Origin of the sequence: Niabella drilacis (genome assembly GCF_900101395.1) — a bacterium.
Classification (GTDB): Bacteria; Bacteroidota; Bacteroidia; order Chitinophagales; family Chitinophagaceae; genus Niabella; species Niabella drilacis.
In genome coordinates, this window is the sequence record NZ_FMZO01000021.1 from 48,836 (window position 1) to 72,432 (window position 23,597).

Sequence of the window (23,597 nt, forward strand, 5' to 3'; positions counted from 1 at the left end):
CATATTCTGTAACTTCTGCAGGTCAAATATATACACCCCGGTAAGGGAACAGCAATGATGAACATCATGTACGCTACTGACGGTTGTTGATAACTTGGTTAGCCGCGCTGCGGCGCCACCGGCCTTTTAACCCTACGGCTCCTTTGAGTGGATGAACGATATTCCCAACCTCTCCACCGGTATGAGGCCGATGCAAATCAGGCAGGATGCTAATGCCCTTCATTGAAAACGGTTATATCTTACGGTTAGCTTAGCGCTTCAATACAGCAAACCGGGTGCCGTGATTGACGACCACGTGCAATGAAGGTTCAATGAGCCTGTTGAAGGACCGGATAACAGCGAAACAACTGCTGCTGAAGGATGTATTTAATCCCTGTAAAGAAAACAAAATTCAATACCTGAACAATAACAACAGCCGTCCTTCCCGGAGCAAACGATTCAGGAAGGGCTTTCCTGTGTTTCAGAAAATAACGCTACGATCAGCCGCCCGCCTGATCGCAGCAACTTAATACCCGGTGATTCCAAAATCATCCAATATCAATATGCCATCCCCTTTTTTGGTAACACAGAGATAAGTATCATCTGCATCCGCGTTCTCAAAATCCAGCGCTGTTTCTTTTACATTCCGCTCATCCAACGGAATACTTTGAAGGGTTTTCCCGGCTTTTTTTGACTTCAGTTCCAGGCGGTACACCGACGGAGCGCTCACTTTATATTTCAGGCTGACCCGGTATTTCTTCCCGGCTTCAAACCGGATCAGCGCCGGTGAGGTACGCATAACTTCCCCGTTGCCCTCCCGCCAGGTTTTTAAAGAGAACCGGCCATCGATCGTATCATCGGTATAGGGTGCATGCGTTTCCGATAAATGCGTTGTATAAGCGCTGGGTTTGCTGGCGATAAAAGGACCCCAGCCTTCATCCACCTGCTCAAAATCTTCATAAACCAGGTAGCCTGGCTTACCGGTGAGGGGGTGTCCGATCAGCCGTACATCATCAAAGGACGCGTTTGCATCGGCTGTTCCCGGCTCAAATCCCAATTGCACCAGGGCCGCCCCACCTTCGTACCGGAACGGGATCTTCAGGCACTGGAACCGGGTCCCGTAGCGGTCAGAGTTATCCGTAAAGTTCTGCACCGTGCTTTCATTGATGGAAACAGTGCGGCTCCCTATCGTTAAAGAAGCCTTGCCCCGGCCGCTGACCTCTACCCATACAGACAACACATAGTCCTTTCCTTTTTTTAATGCTACCGGCTGGCTCAGGCTCCCGTTTCCCTCCAGCCTTGCAACCGTTTGCCCGTAGGCGGTGGTTACCGCCTGTACCGCCCCGCCCTTCCGGCTCCAGCCTTCCAGCCGGTTATCAAAACCGGGATTCTTTACAAGGCCATATTCGCCCCAGGTTACGCTTTTTAACGGCGTTGGTTCACTTTTATAAATAACATAGCCCTGTTTGGGCCCGGCATCGATCACTACCTCTCCCGAGCGGCTTACCGGCAGGTTTGCCAGGAATATACGCCCCTGGTCCGTTAGCTTATACAGCCGGACCTTTGCCGTGCCCCGCCACTCGCGGGGAAGCTGCCAGGACGATCTTCCCCCATCGGGATTATAATGATATATTTTTTCCACCCCGTTGTAAAACCAGGGTATAAAGACAAGATCACCCGATTTAACCAGGTGTCCATCCCGTTTTATATAGTTTACCCCGCCAGCGGATGAAGATACAAGCGCACCTTCAAACACGGCTTCTGTATCGCTTAACTTCAGCAACGGGTGCTGCATCAGGAAGCGGTAAGGCAATTGCTGTGTAAAGAAAAGCTGAAGTACCTTATTAAAATCACGTCCCTTCTGCCAGCCCATGAAACCGATGCTGGCGCCCCGGTCATAACCTCCCAATAACAACGGGTGCCGGGCATAACCATCCCTGTACCGGTGCTGGATAAACCGGGAGATCATGCTTTTGGCATCGGAGGGGTGGTGCGTCCAGGAAGCTTCTTTATAAAACACATCCTGGTCCTCCGTCCATATGGCCAGGTCCAGCCCCGATAATAAACCAGCGGTATATTTTGCAATAGAGCTATGTTCGCGGTATGTATCCAGGTACAGGAACGCCAGATCAGGCAGATCGCGGCGCAGCTCCCGGATGCGTTGCGCAAAGCTGCCCCTTTCGATATCTCTTTTCTTATTGATCAGGTAGGCCTGGTCCAGCCAGCTCCAGCCGGGCAGATCACTTATAATATCGTTATCGTAAGCCCTTGCTTCGGGGTAGGCTTCGCTGTGGTTGATGTGCAGGCCGATATAGGCGCCATAGTCCTTTGCCCGTTTTGTCAGCAGCTGAAGTTCTTTAAGCCCTCCTGCACGCTCATTATAATGCCCGGCATAATCCGGGTGCCCGCTGTCATGCCCTTCCGACTGGTATCCTTTCAATTCCACCATCTGGCCAAAGCCATCTGTGGCGAGATAGAACTTTTTGATATTGTCCAGCTGCCGGAGAAATGGATACTGGGCCCCGCTGGCAAAATTCATGGTAATGGTGGCATAGGATTGACGCAGCTGCGCTGCACCCCGCGGGGCGGGAAATACTTTTGCGTGCGCTATCGCTGCATCCTGCCAGTCTGTTTTCTCATCCCGGTTCAGATCCCCGGCAAAAACGATCTTCATCTCCGGCAGGGGCAGGCGGGCCCCGCTTACATCGCGGATGATCCACTCATTGCTGTACACAGCCGTAAACCGCTCCCCATTGTCTTCAAAGGTCCGGAAGGCTACCTGTTTTCCATTGTAGGGCACATTATTCTCTATAGAAACCGCAAACCGATTGTTATTGAGGATGGCCACGGCCCCATAATCTTCGGCAGGGCCGGGTTCCCGTTCTGCCAGCGGCAGGAACAGATCTTTGATCACATTCCGGGCTACAGACAATGTAGCGCCCGGTTCATCGTTTTTAAGCGTCACCACATCCTGATAGGGAAAGGCCAGTGTCTTCACCTTTTCCGTTCCCCGCTCGCTGATCTGCAATACCTTCATCAGCACCACATTGTCCTGTACGCTAAAGGCCGTGGTGATATCCGTTTTAAGATCAGGGATCACGGAAGTGTAAATGACCTGGCCGGCCTTTTTACTTACGCGGGTATGGGCGGTGTAAAAACGGCCATTGACCAGGAACCCATTGGGGATGGTGCGCGCCCCGCTTACCTGTGCGCCGGTAGCCTTTAGCCGGTACTGAAAGGGCACCGGGTAGCTTTGGGAAAACAGCACGTCCATAAACCCCGATCCCAGGCGCATCCCTGAAGCCCTGTTTAAGGACCTGGCGGCCGGCGCAACCGGTCCCAGTTTAAAATTCTTTACCAGCACCGCGCCGCCGTCAAAAACCCGGAAGCCCAGCTTCCCTTTATGCTCATGCAGAAAAGGCACTTCCTGCCGGGCGATCTTTTCTCCATCCAGGTAAACGGTAACCACGCGTCCTTCCTGCTGTATCATGACATGCCTGCTGTAACCCGCAAAAAATTTCCCGATGTCCACAGCGATCTCCTTCTGTTCTTTACCGCTTTTTGCAAACCAATGCGCATATCCCAGGATGTCCGCCGTTTGGTTGCACCCAATGTAATTCCATTGTCCCGGGCTGTTGTAGCCTGTGATCAATCCGAACTTTGAGCCGGAGTTTTCCGGTACCACATCAAATTCCGCCATCAAACGGCCGGCCGGTTCCTCCAAACCCTCTATGATAAAAAGCACATCCTCTCCTTTGGCCGCCTTTAATGTTTCCCCGGCGGAGGAACGGACCGCCTGCCCTGCCAGCTTTTGCTGCAGGGGCATTTTATCCTGAGCCATCCCCCGGTTATTCAAAACCAGGATGCCCGCCAGCAGTCCGATCAGCAAAAAAACTTGTCTCCCTTTAGCCATTGTATGATGTTGTTTTTTCAAAATAGTGCATTTGCTTACGAGCCTGTAATTTCATAAGTACTTCCTTTCTTTGCAGTGAATGAATAAACATCCCCTTCCCTTTTTACCGGTACTGTTCTGCCGTTTTCTGTCACCTGCATTTTTCGCCCCTTCCAGGGGTTATCCAGCCTGCAGGAGCCTCCTTTTTCGCTGAATATTTTCAAACCGGAAACGGTGGCCCCGTCATAGGCAGCAGAAACAAGGAAGGCGCCCTTTGCCCTGAGCCGGGTAAACGAAGCCGGCGTTTTTGTCCAGCAGGGAAAAAGATACAGGATATCCCCGGCTGTTTGAAGCATCATCGAATTGACGGTTTCTATAACTGTGGTCTTCTCGGTACAGTGATGCCCGTCGGCAATCAGGAAATTCGGCCCGGCCGTTTTGATCAGGGTCTTCATATTTTCCTTCAAAATACCCGGGTCCAGTCCTGCACGCGCCCACATCACAAAGGCGCTCAGGCCCAGCGCGTTCATCGAAGTGGTGAATCCTTTTTGCGAAACCTCATAATAATACAGGGTATTACGGGCAATCTGCAGGGCAGCGCTATCGGAACGGAGGTGCAGCACTTCGCAGGGATATACGGAATGCATTTGTATCACGTGGTTCGGCAGATCCCACCCTGCTTCATTCTTGGCATACACCGGCAGTCCCTGGTTGGGCGTTTTTGTCGGCATGATCACCTTATACTTTGATAAGTGCGTTAAAATATCATTCCATTTTTTCCGGCGCTGTTTGTCAACGCCCAGCAGCCGGCTGTACTTCATCAGCAGGCTGAACGTTTGCTCCACGAAGGCCAGGTCCGAAGGGGGGTTCAGATCCCATGAGCTTTCATGTCCGCCCGTTGTGATGGTATACCGGTAGGATCCGCCATAGGCTTCCTTCTGCAGGTAATCTTCATAAAAATCGCCGCAGAAGCGGATATAGGGATAAGCCCTGCTGCGCAAAAAATCCAGGTCCCCGGTATATTCATAATACCAGCTGAACAACGGCACATTGAACGGGGCATTCATCGTTTGCTGCCAGTAATAATTATAAAATACGCCGATGCCCAATGCGCCTACGGGAAACAGCAATCCCCGGCAGGATCTTCCCTTCCAGGAGGGATGCATGATGCCCATTTCTTCTTTAGCCCGCCGTTTCCCCTCGGGGATCAGCAATTCGATCGTTTTATAAAAAGGCAATGCGATCTCCGGCCGGTTGGCGGAGAAAGCACTGTAGAACCCCGCCTGGCTGTTGTAGTTGAGATGAATGTCTCCATGATACATCATCCGGTCGTCCATATTCCACACGCCGTACATTCCCCCCGACACCGGTGAATGGGCATTATAGGCGGAGGCCAGCAAATAAACGGACGAGAGGTAGTGGCGGTTCAGTAATGAATCATTCGTTTCTACATAAGAGCGGGTCCACATATCTTTCCACCAGGCTGTTCTTGCTGCTTTCAGCTGCAATACGCCGGCTTCATTCAATCCCGAGAGCCGTTTGCGGGCTGCGGCCAGCTGCGGGTCATTTTCTTTTCCACCCCCCGAAACATATACGGCCACGAGGACCGTATCCGTAGCTCCCAGCTGGAAGACCGACCGGACCATTGCCGCTGAAAGGCGTTCCTGCCGGGAGGCTGCTCCTATTATTTTTGTTGAGATGCCGGCATGGGAAATCCAGCGCACGTTACCGGTCTTTGTCTGGCGGGTAACCTGTGCAACAGGGCCCTGCACCGCCGCCGTAACCGCATAAGCAGCCGGCTGGCTGTCAGCATAGCTGTCTACCGAAATACGGACCGGTGTCTGGGAGGCGGTTGTGAGCTCTGTTATGATCACATTCTCTTCCATGCTCATCCAGCTTTTCATTTTAACCTGCGGGGCCGTGGCGGTGGTCATCCGCAGCTCACTGTTCAATTGGTCCATCTGGTAGCTGAACGCAGCAGCATCGGGCCGGTTCACGGTAATAAAACCGGAACGTACCGGGGCATTTACGGTGATGCTTACCCCCCCAACCGGAAGCGCCGCGGGTCCGCTGCCGGCCCAGTCGGTCCAGCCATCAGTAACAAAATCCACTTTGGAGATCTTTAATGTCTGGCTGTTATCCGATGTAAACGCCACCACCCCTATATCGCCGTTGCCCATATAGGGGCCTAAGGGAGCACTATTGCTTTTGATACTGCTGTAGCTGAAGGGCTGGTGCCAGGTTGCTGTAAGCAGGGCTTTCTTCTGTTCAAAAAAAAGCGCATCTTTTGATGCATCTGCCTGTAATAGATTTTTCTGCGCCTGCAGCAACAAGCCCTGTCCCAGAAAAAGCAGGCCGAAGAGGTATTTACGGTTCATTTATTTTCTCATTTTTAACCGGTGGTTTCAAAAGGCCGGCAATTCTTTTGATACGGCCCGGGTCCCGGCCGCTTCTTACAAACTGATCACCTGGAAATTATTGATCAGCGGGCAGGCCAGCGCGTTATTTATTTTTAACCGTACGGCATCCGCATCCGGGAAACGGATATCCTTTGCATTGGCCCTGCCGGAAAGAATGATCCGCTTGTAGCCGATCTTTTTCCCGGAGAATACTTCCACCCATTTGCCACCGGAACGGCATTCGATGGTATAATCCTCTACCCGTTGTCCTAAAGGAATATATTCCTGGAGTATAAATCCATCGATCTTTGTTTGTTTTCCCAGGTCTATTTCAATGCGGGCAGTGGTTACGCCGTCGTCCGTTGCAAAATAGGTATCGTATTTACCATCGTTCACCCTGCCGGCTGCATACACAGCGCTGCGCCCCCTGTAGCCGGAAGCGGTGGCCCGGCCCCTTTTTGCGGGATCACTGTTATGCAATTGATCCACCCAGGCTTTGAATCTTTTGAGCGTGTCGATCGTAGCTTCGTCGATCCGTCCATCCGCGTTCGGGCTGATATTCATTAAAGGGGTTGACCCATAGCCCACCGATGTAAGGTAATAATCCTGCATCTGCTTTAAACTTACGGAAGGCTTCCCGTTGTGAAACCAATTGCCCTGTAATATAATGGAAGCTTCATTGGGATACCAGCGCATCACCCCGCCGATCATCTGCCGGTAGTTCTGGTCGGGGCGGATGCCGCCATGATTGCCCGGCCAGGCAATACAGCGGTCCGGGATCGTTTCCACCAGCATCTTTGAATCGTAAACAACGGCAGCTGGCTGGGTTTGGGCGATCATCTTCCCGATCCGGGGGTAATCCATCTTCAGGTTATCAGCATTAAAACCATCAAACCAGTATTCATCTACCCGCCCATATTTTGTACTCAGCTCTTTGATCTGGTCAAAATAGAAATCGCCATAGCTTTTATGATTGGGAGAACCGTATTTTTCAAAATGTTTATCAATAATGGACACATACAACCCAAAATATACGTTCCCTTTCCTGCAGGCACTGGCCAGGTCGCGCACCACATCGCCCTTTCCACCGCGCCATTTGCTGGCAGCCACACTGTGACCGGTGGTTGCGGTTGGCCAGTTACAAAAGCCATCGTGATGTTTGGTTGTGAGCACGATCCCTTTAAAGCCCCCGGCCCTGGCTGCCTTTACCCATTGGGTTGCATCAAAATGAACGGGGTTAAACCGGTCCGGATCCTCGTCGCCATACCCCATATGATCATCACTCGGGTAAAACGTTTTCATGCCGAAATGCGCAAACATGATATACTCTGCCTTATGCCACCGGAGCTGGGCCGGGTTGGGAACCGGCAGGAAAGGCGCCGGCGGTTTTACAGTTTTTTTTACCGCCGGAGAACCAGTCTGAGCGGCAAGGCCCATCGGGAAAAGGAATAAGACCAGGAATTTAATATAATACATCTGTTTTGTTTTAAAATGAAGCGGCCAGTCCTCAGTTATCAGCGCCCCTTAAATGATATTAAACCACATTCAACAATGTTCCACCACGTTAAACCAGGAACCCATCCGTGATCTTTGAGGGGTAGAACACGAATCTGACCTGAAACTTTGAACGGATTCTAACCGGCAGTAAAATTATCTTATCCCGGTTCATTATACATGCCCCGGATTGATAAAAACCGATGTTTTCTTACCTGTTCACGGCTGGCTGTTCCTGTTTCAAAAACGGGACCAGGCGTTTTTGCGCCAGCTCCCCCTGCCACATCATCGCAGCCATTGCCCGGCAGCTCCTGTCTTATTGCAAACAGCCTTTCATGCAAAAAGAAACGGGTCCGCACAGGAGCGCCCTCTTTATTTGATAACAAACCAGGTTTGACTTTTTGCCGGGATGCGGACTTCAAAGACCGCCTCCGAGGCCGCATTTAAAAAGAGCGTTTTACGCGTCCTGTCCTGCTCCACTACCTGTACCTTTCCCTTCAGCCCCGTATAATATAAATTGACCCTGATTTTTCGTGTTATGGCCTCATCGAGGGGGTTATAAACCATCAGCAATCCCTTTTCGGTCCCGGAGGGATTAACGTGCAGGATGGCATCGTAATCCATCCCGTCCGGCCGCCTGATATGGATAATATCCCCATCCAGTACTTCGCGGTGCTTCTTGTAAAAGTTCACCCATTTTGCCACCATGCTTTTTGTTTCCGGTGCATCGTAAAGCTGCGGACCACGGTAACAGGCCTGCACGCCCGCTCCAAATAAGTTAGCCAGGCGTTGCTCATAATGCGGCAGATGATCCTTCAGGGGTTCTATGGTTGCTTCTTTACCTCCACCCTGGTATTCTACCAGGGGCACAAACATCCAGCCCATGGAAGGGGCTTTTGTCCAGGTTCCGTCAAAAATATTTTGCCTTTCGATGATCTCCTGCTGTGCTCTCGGCAGGGACCAGTTGGCTTCACGGTAACCCATACCTACTTTATTTCCGCCATTTAAGAAATACATATCCGGAATATTCAGGTAGATCCCTTTTTCACGGCACCATTTGTAAAAATCCGTCACGCGCCTGAACTGGTTCCACTGCGAATCCTTTTCGCCGTGATGACCGGGGTGATCCGTTGCATAGCACCAATCCCCGGGGTAAGAGCCGTCGTGCTCAAATACACCCAGCCCGGATTGATCATACAGCTTGTAAAGCTTTTTAAAATAGGCCTGCCCCCATTCACTTTCAATGCAGGGTGAATTTCCAAATCGCGGGCGCATGCCCTCCGGCAGCACCACATCATTTTTGGCATCGATATGCCGGCTGGCCAGCAGTGAGTATCCTCCCAGTTCAATACCCTTACTATGGGCATAATCCGCCAGTTCTTTCATCCGCCGGATATTCTCCGGCGAATCATCTTCGGCATTGAAGCCGGACCAAAAGGTCATGATCACCATTTCAAAACCCACTTCCGCGGCCTGGTCTATTGCTTTTTTAACAGATGCGTTGTCCGAGCTCCTTACATGCATCAAAACGGGGTTTTCCGTTGCCCAGGGTGCCATTGCGCGCATCATTTTCCGGTAGCCCAGGCTTTTGCGTTCCCGTTCCCAGCTATCGTTCAGCAATTCCCAAACCCGGTAGCTCGCAAATGCGCTACCGGATGCAATGCTTTGCTCCGGTCCTTTTTTGGGTGCTACCTCCAGCAGGCAGGGCGTTTCCCGCTCATAATTTACCTGCGTTGTATAAAGCGGGTCCTTTTTCCATTCGAGGCTGGAAGCATAGAGATTATCCTCGCTCATTCCGCCAAAATTATAATCCGTTTCCAGGGTGATATTGGGCAGTAACCAGTGGTGCCGCTCATCCACAGCGCTCTCGGGTTCAAAAACGGCAAGCTGCTCACTCTTAAATGCATTGACAACAATATCGCGGCCCGACTGGTTCTGTACGGTGATCCACTTGCTAAAAACCGGCAGGTCATCGTAAAGCTCATAATGCACCTGCACCGTCACGTTTTTCATATAAGCAAGCTTGCCGGACAGATCGCCGGCAAACTGGGCCGGCAGGTCGCCATAGGCCCAAAAGCCTTCCACTTTGGACCGTCCCTCTTTAGCGGAGGGCGGTCCATCTTTACCTCCTCCGTTGGGGTCCATTTTTCCTACCCGGGCCCGCTGTATCTTTTCGCCCGGCTTCACCGGCAGGGTGCCTACCGTGCTCCATTGCTGCCCGTCTAAGGATGCCTGGGCAAGCAACCGGTGCTCCTGCATTTCATACCGGAACCATACCTGGTTAGCTTTGCCCACGTTCAGTGTTCCGTTGTTTTGTCTGCCATCAAAGAAGACCACTTTTCCCTCGCCCGCCCGCAGGTAGAGCCGGGTACTGCCGGTGGTCAGCGTTACTCCCAAACCTAATCCCCAGTCATTTGCCTGGTCGGTGCCTTTGTTCACTTTGGCCACCAGCACCTGTGTTTCTGCCGGAATCGTTCTTTCCGCATATACAGCCGCATTTTCCAGGGCCATGATCTCGCCGGCCTTTCCTTCATTGATAAAGGAATTGCGCTCATGCGATTTTGAAACAGTAAGTTTCCAGTCCGGGCTCAGGTTTTGGAATCTATCTTCCAGCAGCAGGATCCTGTTGACGTCTCTTTTGCTCTTTGCAGCCAATGCATCAATAGCCTGCTGATCCAGCTTATAGGTAAATGTCAGCTCTTTGCCGGGAGCCGGCCAGGGCATATCCTTTGGCATCCAGCCCGGTCTTTTTTTCCAGGCAAACCGGGGTTTGGTATCATCTATTTTATAGTCCTGCATTTTAAAAGCCATGGGGTTGGCCTTTAAACCGGGGATCCACTCTTTCAGCAAATAATTATGCACTTTCTGCCCCTCCAATCCACCAACGTCAAATGTAAACCCATCAATCGTTATACCGGCTTCCGGGCGAACAGACCGCAGGAAAGCCGTATTCCCCCTAAGCTCATCCAGCCCGATGGTGGCTGTATTCGGGGAGGTGGTAAAGGTACGGCTGACCAATCCATTGGAGAAGACGAGGTATCCCTCCCTGGTTTTGAAAAGGCCGGCTTTTGCCTTCGGGTTCCCCAACAGCCAGTCCCCGGCAACGCTTATCTTTGCTTTATCATATAATGGAACCTGCTGCTGGCAGTGCCCCAATTGTACCTGGCTCATCCAGCTTAATAAGCCCAGGATACAGAACTGCTTTTTTAAATAATTCATTTCTTTATTTTACTGCTATTTTTTACTAATATTACGGTCGTCCTCCCACAAATATGCTTACAGGCAATGCAGCACCCTGCCGCATACGCTTATGGCTGTTTCTCCTGCCAGGTATACGGGAATTCACAAAGCAAACTTTTTCCATCATGGACCTGTATAAAAGCAATACCAATGGTATTACAATGATACGACTCTTCTCTGTAAAAAAGTAATCGATTACATTTTTTAACGTCATTCCGTATATCCGGATCCGCCTTATGCAGATGCCTGCTTTTTTTGTTCCGGGTTCCTGGTTCAACGATGCCTGTTGAACCCCGGCCGGGGTTCAATGCCTCTCTATCCCAAACGAACCGCCGGTTATTAAAGGGCAACCCCTCCAGGGGCCGCCCCCTTTTGATACCGGGATCTTTATCCCCACTTTTTCACTCCCTTCCCGAAGCTTCGCAGCTGCGTCAGGTTAAAATCAGCCTGATGCAGCTGCGCCTTGCGCGTTACGGCCTGAACACGGGGCTCCATCCGGAGCCTGGTCCTAACAATGAAATGCTTCTATAAACACGTTGCCCCTACGGGGGCTGTAACGATAAACCTCTAAGGCGTTGTATTGGATTAACCGGGCGCGAAACGCGGGGTGAATGATCAGCATCCTGCTTGAACCCCGGCCAGGGTTCAATACAAATCAATCGCCAATAAACCGGCGGTTACACCCCCGGCTACCCGGCCATAACCCCACCCGGGGTTTACCGATTACCCTGATGCATATACGAACCATTGAGCTTCAAATTTGCAAATCCCACACACTGTCTCACAACAGTATCCCGGGCTTATAGGCTGCCACAAAATACCGCTCCAAAAATTCCCGGGCTGCTGCCATGATAAACCCCTTAGGGGTTGTATTGGATGAACCGCGCGTGAAACGCGGGGTGAATGATCAGCATCCTGCTTGAACCCGGCCGGGGTTCAATACAAACCAATCGCCAATAGACCGGCGGTTACACCCCCGGCTACCCGGCCATAACCCCATCCGGGGTTTACCGATTACCCTGATGCATATACGAACCATTGAGCTTCAAATTTTCAAATCCCCCATCTCACACCAGTATCCCGGGCGCACAGGCTGCCATAAAATACCGCTCCAAAAATTCCCGGGCTGCTGCCATGATAAACCCCTTAGGGGTTGTATTGGATGAACCGCGCGTGAAACGCGGGGGCAATGATCAGCATCCTGCTTGAACCCCGCCGGGGTTCAATACAAACCAATCGCCAATAGACCGGCGGTTACCCCCCCGGCTACCCGGCCATAACCCCATCCGGGGTTTTACCGATTACCCTGATGCATATGCGAACCATTGGGCTTCAAATTTGCAAATACCCCATCTCACATCAGTATCCCGGGCGCACAGGCCGCCACAAAATACCGCTCCAAAAATTCCCGGGCTGCTGCCATGATAAACCCCTAAGGGGTTGTATTGGATGAACCGCGCGTGAAACGCGGGGGCAATGATCAGGATTCTGGTTGAACCCCGCCGGGGTTCAATGCAAATCAATCGCCAATAAACCGGCGGTTACACCCCCGGCTACCCGGGCATAACCCCATCCGGGTTTACCGATTACCCTGACGTATATACGAACCATCGGGCTTCAAATTTGCAAATCCCACATCTCACACCAGTATCCCGGGCGCACAGGCTGCCACAAAATACCGCTCCAAAAATTCCTGCGGTGTCATCCCCCGTAGTTCCCTGAAATGTATAGTAAAGTTGGAAAGACTGCTATACCCGCATTGATAACAGGTTTCCGACACATTCAGCCGGCCCTCCAGCAACAGCCTTGCTGCATAACTGATGCGCAGTTCCTTAACCATTCCAGTAACCGTTTTCCCCGTTTTTGCTTTAAAAAAACGGCAAAACGCAGGCGCTGACATCGGCACAAGGTCCGCGATCTCCTGCAGCGAAACCGGCTGCCGGAAATGGTGACGGATGTAGGTCAGGACCCGGTTCATAATCTCCACTTCCCCCGCTTTCTTTAAGATGTTAAAACCGGCGGGGTTCAGCAGGTTATAAGATCCTGACAGGGCCAGCACTTCTAATAACTGCAACAGCAGTCCCAGCCTGGCAAGTTCTTCTTCAAACACCATGGCCAGGAGCAATGCTTTTGCATCTGCAATCGTTTTTCCGTAAAAACGTATACCCCGGGCCGCATTCGTAAACAACCCGGTAAGGAGCCTTGCCTCGGGCTTCTCCAGGAAATCCTTCCCTAAAAAATCCGGCGCAAAATGCACGGTGGTCGCATGGGCCTGCGTTTCCGGACCGATGGTCTTGTAAAATTGCCAGCTATGCGGAAGATGCCCGCTCAGCAGGACCAGCTCCGTATCGTTAAAAATTTCTGTATGCGCTCCAACAAAACGCTTCCCCCTGCAATTTTCGATCAACGTTATTTCAAAATCCGGGTGGCCTGCAAACTTCTGATGCGTTTCTTTCTCACGCATTTTTTGCAAATCGTGAACAAATGGGTCAGAAAAAAAAAGGTCGTGTACTTACAATCTCCATCACTATAAAATTTAATCTGAAACGTGTCATTGCAGATTCCGGCGCTACCGCCCCGGGCGGTAGCGCGAACCTACTCCGGGGATCCGCTGTAGCTTCTGAAATCCGGAGCCCCTGAATAACGGCTTATATCAAAATGACAATTCCTTAGACGCTCCGGGATTCAAATAAACTAATTTTGTTTTATCCGATTGAATGGCGAACTGGACCTTGCGGGCCTCTTTTGATGATTCAGTGTACACTTTGACTTCGGCAGGAAATTGGGTGGGATTATGTAACCGTAATCTTAATGGTTCTTTACCCGATGAAAGCGGTGTTACTGCGATGTTGTCAAATACAATAAAATGACGCTTGTCCGGTTGTACATATAGCCCGGGTAATTGTGTTACCGTCAATAATGCCGCTGTTTCGACCCATGAACAACTGGCAAAAATATTGCCCCCTATATTATTCTTCCCTTCCCAGTCACTCAAATTAACCCGCTCACAAACACCTCCGGGAGGCATTTTCCCCACGGGACGATCCGCCCGGCTGATATACTGGGGAAACCCATGAGCAATATCGGCAATCAATTCTGCTGCCCGCTCATCACCGGTTGCCCGATAATATTTAAGAAAGGAATCACCCGACCATGTACAGATACCCGGAGCGCCATGTTTATTTGCTACACTTGCCCATACCGCACCGCATGAACGTGCCCCTATTTTTCCCATCGCTGAATTTTCAGGAAACCTAAAATCGTAGGAGACCGTCCAACTGGCGCAGATGGGCAATAGGTCGGAAGCATACCTCAGCCATTCTTTACTACCGGTTACCTCATAGAGCGTCATAAACGATTCAAATAAAGCGAAAGCAGACTCGCTATCGGGTGCTGAAAGAATTTCACCTGGTCCTCCTGTAGTATATCCTTTCAATACATAGTCCTGATAATATTTCCTACAGGACGCTTGCGCTACTCTTAAGAACTCCTGATTCCGATAGGTCTGCGAAGCCAATGCCAACCCGCCGGGAACAATCGCTCCGGCCGTTGATCCCCCGATACAGATATCACCTGTTATTACATCGGCGAACTGCCCGAATTGCCTGTATTTTTTCCAGATACTTACAAAACGATCGGCCTGCTTTTTTAATCCTGACGCCCAATGAGCCGGAATCGATTCCCCTGCAGCCTCAATTTCCCTAAATTGCCGCTGCGCCATATAAAGCCAGTCTCCCTGCGAGCGTATAAAGGTTTCATTATTTTTAAATGCGGAGCCGAAACCAAAGCTGGCAAACTGAGTCCCGTTTCCGTATGCATTAAACAATCCGGAAGGAGCCTGGGACCTGGAAAATACAACATCCAGGTTTTTCAATACCCGTTCCCTTACATTACCTGTCCCCTGCATAAATAGAGGAAGCGTCACCTGCCCTCCGCCGCACCAACCTAATTGCCAGATATAATTCCAGGTACTGCCCGTTCCCGGCTTACTCAGACAATACATATTAATAGAACTATCCCAACGGTCCTGCTGTAAAAGATCATTCATGATGTTCCAGGTTGCGCTAAAAGGCAATTCTTCGCGTCTCGTTGCTTTATTCAAATCTTTTCTTACCTCTAAAAACCGTTTATATAATCCCTGTATAGAAGAAACAGGGAACGTATATACTCTAAACCGGATCGATGCCTTATCGCCTGTATTCCATTCGGCGGCCTTATCTCCGGAATTAGTGAACCCTGAACCGATAATCGTCCTTTTTATACGAACCGCCGGTGAGGTAATTGAAAAAACAGCTTTTGACAGTGACTTGTCTTCTTCAATAAACATCCCATGGTCTCCTAATTGATTCCCCTGTGTGGTAAGAACGATCCATCCCATTTTCTTTTCGGGGGCATAAAAGGCCATCAACGGAGTAGACGCGCTTCCTGTCGTCATTTCTATCTTGCTGTAATTTTCGTATTTACTCAAGCTGGGAAGCACCGTTGTCGTTGTAGGCATATCCAACCGCCATTCGTCCCTGTTATACCAATAGGGAGGATAACTGGCGTTCTTTACTTCAAACCGGTTCCCATTATACACGGCCGATGGCACCAGCACAAAATTGTTTACAGACCAATCGTCAAAAGGGAAATTGACGCCAACTGCAGCTTCCTTTACCTGGCCGCCGGACAATGTCCAGGTCAATTGATAATCGCGGGCATCGGACTGTCCCGTTACCGGGGTTTCCTCCACATTCAGTATCCAGTCGCTTCCTGAAGCATCCGATACTTTACTATTATTCTTAAAGTCCAGCCCGAGCGTACGGACAATACTGGTTCCCTTATAGTAGTGAACAACCGGCCGGATCGATTGCGAGGGGCTATACCGGCCCGCTCCACTTACAGAAGGGCCGCTAACAAAAATTAATACAGCAAAAAAGTATAAACAAGTTATATTCTTCATATTTCTAATTATTAAATGATAAACGAGCGCTTTTCGAGACAGAAGCAGCCTGTGATTTTTTTGGATAACAGCGCCGAGAATATGGAAATTATTGCAGCGGATCAAAAGTGCCACCCCACTCTTTATTCTGGGTCAATACATTCTTTGACTGCGAGATCTGGTTGGCCGGTAATGCGTTAAACCAATGATTGAGATCCAGATTATATTTGTAGGCCGGGTCTCCGTCCAGGTTGTCAATATAGTTTGCAGTGAATTTTGCTCTTACCGAGGGAGTGGTCATTACGTCATTTGGCGTTACCATCGGTTCTCCTTCTTTTATCGTTATAAACAATCCGTGCCGGGCACCCTGGCTGTTCAGTATATCAAACCGCTTCCAGCGCCGCAGGTCATTGAAGCGCATATTTTCAAAGGCAAATTCAACAAACCGTTCAGCGATGTATGCCTGCCGGATCTGCTCCTGCGACGCGGCCGCAATACCATAGGTTTCGGACGCGCCCGCTGCAATTCCCGCTCTTTTACGTACCTGGTATAAAACCTGTAAGGCTTCGTTACTTTTCCCAAGTTCATTGGCACATTCACCGTAATTCATCAGTAATTCGGCAAAACGGATCTCGGGCCAATCCGTTTGGGCCTGGGTTCCCGTAGTTCGGGTAACCGTTGTATCCATCCCTTTCACTTCGTAGAAACCGGTTGAGGTCAAAATCCCATCAAGTCCCGGATGAACGGTCTTCATAATATTCATATACTGCTTATTGGTGGCATCATACTTCCAGAGTACCCAAAAGCCCTGCCCTTTTACATAGGGAGGAGCAAGCTCCATAACATAAGGATTGCCTCCACAGAAAATGGTATAATTGAAGCGATCATCCCTGTTCATATAAAAATCAGTCAGGAATTGCGTATTATATACCGGGTTGGCTAATTGATCTTTGTCGAACTGCATCGGAGTGCCATCCTTTTTTGGATAGGCCAATAATAGTGAAAGCAACGGTTGATTATTATTATAGCTCAGGGGTTGAATGAAGCCAAAATCGGTAGGATGATTGGGATAAAAATACTGGTTTACCATAATCACTTCCTGGTTCCGCTCCTTATACCAGATATCCCGGTAATTGGGATAAAGGCCATGCCCCTGGCTGATCCCATAATCCACTGCCGCCTTTGTAGCGTTATAGGCATTCTGCCACCGGGCAGCATCATTATCGGGGTTAAAACGGGGACTGGCATAGTTGAGCAATACCCGCCCCTTAAAGGCCATTGCTGCTACTTTTGTGATCCGTCCGTAGTCACTTGCCGCATTGGGATACACCCCTGGCAGCAGCAGGGCCGCACTATCCAGATCCCTTACCATTTGCGCAATACATTCGGAAGTTTTATTACGGGGCACAAACAAGGCGGAAGCATCTTCAGTTTGCTGGGTATGTAAGATCAGCGGAACGCCACCAATTTCATTGACCATTCTCCAGTAGGCCCAGGCCCTCCAGAACTTTGCCTCGCCGGTGAGCCGGAGATTGGTGGATGTGGCCAATACCGCATCCGGTGTAACAGACAGCTTATCCAGGAAATAATTGAGCCGGTCTATATAGTTATAGTCGAGGGAGGAAGTAGTAGTAGAAACTGAGATGATCCCCCGCAGGTAATCGTTCATATTCTTGGGCTTGTTGATGGCCTCATCTGAGTTGGCGCCCGTCACCGGCCATCCCGGCATCAGACCGCTGTAAACAGAGCTCAGAAAGGATTTGATCATCGTGGAATCGGTCCATACCAGGTCAGGGTTCAGGTTGCTCAGGTTATTAAAATCCAGGCCCTTTTTGCAACGGGTCATGGTCATGACTATAGCGGTACAAATAAAAAGCAGGAAGCGTTTTTGAGATAATCGCATAACAATTGTTTGAAGACAGGTTACAGGGATACATTAATGCCGAAGTTGAAACTCCTGTTAACAGGAAAATTGAGCGGATCACCTATTTCAGGATCGTAATACAATTTATTGAACCTGCTGATGATGAAAAGATTGGTACCGCTGAAGAACAATTTAAAATTTGACAACCCTATTTTCCGGACATACCGTTCTGGTATGGAATAGGCCAGGTTTACATATCTCAGCCGTACAAAACCTGAATTTTTCAACCAGAAACTGCTGGGATTATTTGTTACTCTTTTGGTGCCATCGTCGTTGGAATAACGCCAGGGCAACGATGCTCCGGTATTGCTTGGCGTCCAGGAGTCGGTATACCAGCTCACCCACATCCGTTGATAATCTACTCCACCCCAGAGATTGTTTATATAACTCCACTGGTGAACTTTCCCGGTAAAGGACAGATCGATGGAGAGTCCTTTCCATTCAGCGCCAAAATTTATCCCCAGGAATACCGGGTCATTATTTTTCTTAACAACCATCTGATCATAGTCATCAATCAGGCCATCGGGTTTACCATCAGGCCCGCTGATGTCCTGGTAAACCAATTGCCCGGGCACCGGCGCTATTCCATAATATTTATACCTGGGATTGGCGGCTAATAATGCGTCTACATCTGCCTGGGTGCGCAGCATCCCGGTTGCCACACGGGTCACTAAACGGCTGGCCGATTGCCCTACAGATTTCTGATACGGGTAGGTTATATTTTCATCTCTGACCACATACCTGGATCCGCTGTAGCTGGCGTTGGCATTGATGTAGTATCTGACTGCTCCTGCCTTATCCCGGTAGCCCAGGTTCAGCTCCACCCCCTGCCCGTTTACCTGTCCATAGTTGGCACTGGGAAGGCTCCGGCTGAAAGTAGGCGGAACGGAAGCGATCCGCTGCCCCAGGATATCATAGGTCTTTACAAAATAATACTCTACCGTTGCATTAAATTTTTTCAGGAAATTAATATCCAGTCCGGCATTGTACATCAGGCTTTTTTCCCAGGTAAGATTGGGGTTTACCACCGGGCCATAGTTAATGCCCGCGTTGGTTTCCTGGTTGGTACCAAAATAGGCATTGCCGGATGATTGATAGGATTCCTGCCACTGCCATCCGCCCACTGCGTCATTACCTGTAAGTCCTACGGAGCCTCTCAGCTTAAGGAAATCAATCCCTGTGCTGTTTTTCATAAAGTGTTCTTTAGACAGTACCCATCCAACCTGCCCGGAGGGGAAGAAGCCCCATCGTTTATCCGGTGCAAAATTCATAGAGCCGTCATAGCGGTAAGAAAATTTTGCCAGGTATTTGCCTTCATAGTCATAGGTAGCCTGCCCTACCCAGGACTTTCTGCCTGTTGGATTGTTAGTAGCACCACTTGTATATCCATTAAGCCGGTCACCGCTGGTAGCCCACCATTGATCCGTGGTATAGTAGGGAAAATTATCGCGCCCGGCGCCGATACCGCCGGACTGGTAGTTATACTGTTCATAAAGCATTAATCCGCTTACATGATGGCGGTTGTTAAACAGGTGATCGTAGGCCAGCTGGTAATTTAACTGGCGGTCGTTGCTCCAGCTATAATTTTCCTCCAACCTGTTTTTTGATACCTGGGTCGACAATTGCGTATTGACAATGTCGGCATCCTTAGTGCTGATCTGATGAATGCCGTTTGTTTTTGTAATATAAATCGGATAACGTATTGCATATGTTTTTGAACGGTTGAAGCTAAACGAAGTATTAAACTGCGCAGCAGCGGATAGTCCCCGAATCCCGGGAATTTTATAACTCAGTTTCAGGTTGGCTACCGGGCTCCATACATTGTTCTTATTATACCCTCCGTCTCCCCGTTGCATGGCGCCTACATTTGCCGGCCAGGCCTGTTGAATGGGGAGCCCCCCTTCCGTCCAGGTAGGCTGCTCCGGCTGCCAGATAAGATTTTTCCGGTACAGATCGTTGGGCGATTCAAATGTTGTCGAAAGGCTTGCCTGGCTGTATAAAGAGACATTGGCAAACGCCTGCAATCTCTCTGTAATGTCCGCTGTTACATTCGTCCGGAAATTATACCGGTTATAGGACGATCCCAGCATGGGAGGTGTCTGCTTTACATAGGACCCGCCGATAAAATATTTTACTTTTTCAGATCCCCCTGAAGCGCTCAGGTTATGTACAGTGGTTTTTGCATCCCTGAATACATAGTTAATCGGAGCATACCCATACCCGTTATTGATGTTCTTAAAATATTCAAAATCGTCCGCACTCCACCGGTTGGTCGAATTAGGGTTGTACCGGTTAAAGAGCTCTCCCAACTGGATGGCGCTGGTCATTGGCGCATTTTTGCCCCTCTTATCCACGCCGGTATTAAAGGCATAGTTGATAACCGCCTTTCCGCTACTGCCGCGGCGGGTAGTAACCAATATGACACCACCTGCGGCCCTGGACCCATATGCCGCTGCCGAAGAAGCGTCCTTCAAAACAGATATTTCATCAATATCGTTTGGACTTAAGGTGTTAAAATCATTCCTGTTGCTGATCCTTCCGTCTATTACAAAAAGCACATCCTGGCTGTTCCAGGAGGTACCCTGGCGGATACTGATACCGGGGTTGGAGCCGGCCAATCCCTGCGGTGTGCTGATATTTACCCCAGCCATCTGGCCTGCAAGCAGGTTACCCAGGGAAGAGGTAGGGGCATTCCTGCGGTCTTCATCCATTTTCATAGACGCAACAGCACCCGTAACCAGGGCTTTCCGTTGCGTGCTGTAACCAACGTTGATCACCACATCTTCCTCGCTGACCGCTGCCTGTTTTAAAACAACCTTCAGATTGGATTCCCCTGAAAACGCGATCTCTTTTTTTTCATACCCTACCGATGTGAGCACCAGGATACCTGAGGTCTTTGAAGATCGCAGGGAAAAACTTCCGTCTGCCTTTGTTGCCGTACCCGTACCGGTCCCCCTGATCAGCACCGAAACACCCGCAACCGGGCTCCCGGATTCATCCACCACCATACCGGTCAGCAGAACGGCAGCCGGGGCTGTCTCCGGCATCATTGCGGGTAATTGCTGCTGTTTTTCCGCCAGCACAATCGTTCTATCCTGTATAATGTACTGGAGCGGCTGATCCTTCATGATAAGATCCAGCAGATTACGGAGCGGCATGTTTACCGCTGCAACGGAAACCTTTTTTGCCCTTGCATAAGCACTTTTCTTTCCCAGTACCACATAGCCTGTCTGCTTTTCGATAACCTTAAAAAGCTGCGAAAGACCGAGCTCCTTGCCGGACAGGGTAACGGTTTGCGCACGCCCGGTTGCGTACGCGTGTATCAAAGCAAACGTTAATAAAAACGCGGTTAATTTCATGATGCGAAAAATTTGCCGAAGTTCTGATTTTTCTGGGGGACTAATAAACAGCCAATACGGCTTTTTTTGCATAAATTGCAATTGATTTAGTTGTTAAGAAATGGTACAGAAACGTTTTTGATTCAACTTAAACTCACAGCCGTTCCGGGTGCCTCCGTAACGGCTTTTTTTAAGCGAATATTTTCTCCTGCCCCGGGGGCCTATGCGATACAATCATATACTATGGCATTACAACCAGGTTCCGTCCTTCCAGCCGGTAATGGACCCCTAACTGGCGCAGTACGATCATCAGGCCGTTCAATGTTACCCCTTTTGTCATTTTCCCCATTAGCTCCACATCCTGTACCCCCGGCTGGTAGGTCACATCGATATCATACCAGCGCTCCAGCTGCCGCATGGCCTCTTTTAGAAAAACCCCGTTGAAGTTAAAAAGGCCGGATCTCCAGGAAACCACCTTATCCATATCTGCGGCAGACACTGTTAAGGGGCTTCCTCCTCCTGTAGTTCCGGAAACCTCCTGCCCGGGTCTGATCACCACGGGCTGCCCCCGGGGCTGACTTACTTTTACCGATCCTTCGAGGAGCGTTACCGTAGTTCTGGGCTCATCCCCGTAGGCATTAATATTAAAATGCGTGCCCAACACTTCCGTACTCATTCCATTAGCAGCAACCATAAACTTTTTGGAAGGATCCTTCGTTACCTCAAAATAGCCTTCACCACTTAGTTCCACTCTTCGTTCATTGCCAACAAAAGCCACAGGATAACGGATAGCGCTTCCCGCGTTCAGCCACACATGCGACCCGTCGGCCAGTTGCATATTGATCGCCGTACTTCCCCGGGGGTTGGTAAGCGTGTTCCAGACCTCATTCTTCAATGAAGCTTCACCCGGGTTCAGGTACGCGATCTGCCCATCGGCAAGTTTTACCACTTTTATACCGCCCTGTAAGGCCAGCTGGCCGCTACGGGCACGATCCAGGTACACTTTTGTGCCATCTGCCAATGTGATCATAGCACGGTTCATTTGCGGGGCGGGTACTTCTTCATTTTTTACGACATGCCTGGGTGCCACCGGCTTCCATTGCCTCCATGCCCAAAAGCCCGCCAGCAGCAGTAAACCGGCTATGCAGGCAGCCCGTACCCACTGGTACATACGGCGCCGGGGAGGTATGGTCACAGGTCTCCCCTGTGCGCCCAGTTTTTTACGCAATGCTTCCAATGCCACGGGTGCACCTTTACGGGATCTTTCATAGGCCTCCAGCTCCGGCAGGAAATAAGGATCGTTCTGCAGGCTGCGCCACCAGCCCTCATGACGTTTATCCTCCTGCAGCCAGGATTGCAGGGAGGCGGCTTCCTCAGCCGTCAGTTCCCCCAGCCGGGCCTTTGCAGCCAGCTGTGCCACCTGCAACAGCATATTCATCCTGTTTCCGGGCATATCATCGTTATAATACGGCATGCAAAGGATTATTTTATATAAAGACAACCGGGAGCTGTAAAAATTAAGCTGCCCGCAAAAAAAAATCCGGGAATATTACATGATACGCAGCAGGAAGCAAACAATAAGAAACAGCCGGACATCCAGCTGTTTGCGCAACAACTTAACGGCCCTGCTTTTTTGCTGGCTCACGGCGGGGGCAGAGATGCCCAGCTGCGCTGCGATTTCGCCGGTAGAATAGCCCTCCAGCCCCAGGCGCACTACTTTTCCGCATTCCGGTGGCAGGGTTTCGATCGCTTTGGCCAGCAACCGCATGGTTTCCGCGTCCAGCACCATTTTGAGTGAATCGTCATAGGGAACAACCACCTCCTCCGGGGGCAGCGCTGCTGCCAGGGACCGGTCCCGCTTCCTGAGATAGTTGAGCGAGCGGTTCCTTACCGAGCTGTAAAGGTATCCCCGGATATTGGCAACGGGGGGTAAACTGCCCCGCTCCTCCCATAATTTAAGAAATACATCCAATACCATATCATGCGCCTCATCCTCCTGCCCCGTTATACGAAGGGACAGGCGGTGCAGCGCCGGGTACATTTCCAAAAAAAGTTGCTCAAATACGGCAACCGACCATTCCTCCGGAGCTATTGCCTCTGCCATTAAAGCGGGCCCCGTACTATGCTGTGCCAAAATAATTGTCCTTTTACAAAAATGTAAACTTACGGAATACACGGCGAAAATGCTCCTGTGTTTGTTTCAGCAGGGAGAGGTTTTGCTACTCCGCGGTCTATCGACCATTGACCATGCCGCCCCCTTTTGATACCGGGATCTTTATTCCCACTTTTTCGCTCCCTTCCCGAAGCTTCGCAGATGCGTCAGGTTAAAATCAGCCTGATGCAGCTGCGCCTTGCGCGTTACGGCCTGAACACGGGGCTCCATCCGGAGCCTGGTCCTAACAATGAAATG

The 23,597-nt window shown here is 50.3% G+C and carries 10 protein-coding genes; all 10 read right to left on the reverse strand.

Annotation, left to right across the window (positions count from 1 at the left end; translation table 11 throughout):
• Positions 1–505: 505 nt before the first annotated feature.
• Entirely contained in the window at positions 506–3,892 is a 3,387-nt protein-coding gene (locus BLS44_RS23320; protein WP_090392984.1) for an endo-alpha-N-acetylgalactosaminidase family protein, read from the reverse strand.
• A 35-nt stretch (positions 3,893–3,927) separates the two neighbouring features.
• Positions 3,928–6,249, reverse strand: coding sequence for a glycosyl hydrolase family 95 catalytic domain-containing protein (locus BLS44_RS23325; RefSeq protein ID WP_090392986.1), 2,322 nt, complete (start codon positions 6,247–6,249; stop codon positions 3,928–3,930).
• Positions 6,250–6,324: 75 nt separating this feature from the next.
• Positions 6,325–7,746 (reverse strand): alpha-L-fucosidase, encoded by a 1,422-nt coding sequence (locus BLS44_RS23330; protein WP_090392988.1) that lies wholly within the window; start codon positions 7,744–7,746, stop codon positions 6,325–6,327.
• Between the two features lie 390 nt (positions 7,747–8,136).
• A complete protein-coding gene (locus tag BLS44_RS23340) occupies positions 8,137–10,983 on the reverse strand; it encodes an alpha-amylase family protein (protein ID WP_090392992.1) in 2,847 nt (948 codons plus the stop codon).
• Positions 10,984–12,643: 1,660 nt separating this feature from the next.
• On the reverse strand, positions 12,644–13,468 hold the full coding sequence (locus BLS44_RS23350; protein WP_090392996.1) for a helix-turn-helix transcriptional regulator: 825 nt from the start codon (positions 13,466–13,468) through the stop codon (positions 12,644–12,646).
• 189 nt (positions 13,469–13,657) lie between these two features.
• The gene (locus BLS44_RS23355) at positions 13,658–15,946 is read right to left on the reverse strand and encodes a glycoside hydrolase family protein (protein ID WP_090392997.1); all 2,289 of its coding nucleotides are present in this window, start codon (positions 15,944–15,946) and stop codon (positions 13,658–13,660) included.
• A gap of 88 nt (positions 15,947–16,034) precedes the next feature.
• Complete coding sequence (locus BLS44_RS23360) at positions 16,035–17,828, reverse strand: RagB/SusD family nutrient uptake outer membrane protein (RefSeq protein WP_090392998.1); 1,794 nt, start codon at positions 17,826–17,828, stop codon at positions 16,035–16,037.
• Between the two features lie 20 nt (positions 17,829–17,848).
• Complete coding sequence (locus tag BLS44_RS23365) at positions 17,849–21,208, reverse strand: SusC/RagA family TonB-linked outer membrane protein (protein WP_176954532.1); 3,360 nt, start codon at positions 21,206–21,208, stop codon at positions 17,849–17,851.
• Between the two features lie 220 nt (positions 21,209–21,428).
• The gene (locus BLS44_RS23370) at positions 21,429–22,661 is read right to left on the reverse strand and encodes a FecR family protein (RefSeq protein WP_090393001.1); all 1,233 of its coding nucleotides are present in this window, start codon (positions 22,659–22,661) and stop codon (positions 21,429–21,431) included.
• A 75-nt stretch (positions 22,662–22,736) separates the two neighbouring features.
• A complete protein-coding gene (locus BLS44_RS23375; protein ID WP_143019904.1) occupies positions 22,737–23,321 on the reverse strand; it encodes a sigma-70 family RNA polymerase sigma factor in 585 nt (194 codons plus the stop codon).
• Positions 23,322–23,597 lie beyond the last annotated feature (276 nt).

What these genes read in the sequence shown, in the direction of transcription:
- BLS44_RS23320 (WP_090392984.1), bottom strand. Translation starts at nt 3,892, where the DNA reads ATGGCTAAAGGGAGACAAGTTTTTTTGCTGATCGGACTGCTGGCGGGC.
- BLS44_RS23325 (WP_090392986.1), bottom strand. Translation starts at nt 6,249, where the DNA reads ATGAACCGTAAATACCTCTTCGGCCTGCTTTTTCTGGGACAGGGCTTG.
- BLS44_RS23330 (WP_090392988.1), bottom strand. Translation starts at nt 7,746, where the DNA reads ATGTATTATATTAAATTCCTGGTCTTATTCCTTTTCCCGATGGGCCTT.
- BLS44_RS23340 (WP_090392992.1), bottom strand. Translation starts at nt 10,983, where the DNA reads ATGAATTATTTAAAAAAGCAGTTCTGTATCCTGGGCTTATTAAGCTGG.
- BLS44_RS23350 (WP_090392996.1), bottom strand. Translation starts at nt 13,468, where the DNA reads ATGCGTGAGAAAGAAACGCATCAGAAGTTTGCAGGCCACCCGGATTTT.
- BLS44_RS23355 (WP_090392997.1), bottom strand. Translation starts at nt 15,946, where the DNA reads ATGAAGAATATAACTTGTTTATACTTTTTTGCTGTATTAATTTTTGTT.
- BLS44_RS23360 (WP_090392998.1), bottom strand. Translation starts at nt 17,828, where the DNA reads ATGCGATTATCTCAAAAACGCTTCCTGCTTTTTATTTGTACCGCTATA.
- BLS44_RS23365 (WP_176954532.1), bottom strand. Translation starts at nt 21,208, where the DNA reads ATGAAATTAACCGCGTTTTTATTAACGTTTGCTTTGATACACGCGTAC.
- BLS44_RS23370 (WP_090393001.1), bottom strand. Translation starts at nt 22,661, where the DNA reads ATGCCGTATTATAACGATGATATGCCCGGAAACAGGATGAATATGCTG.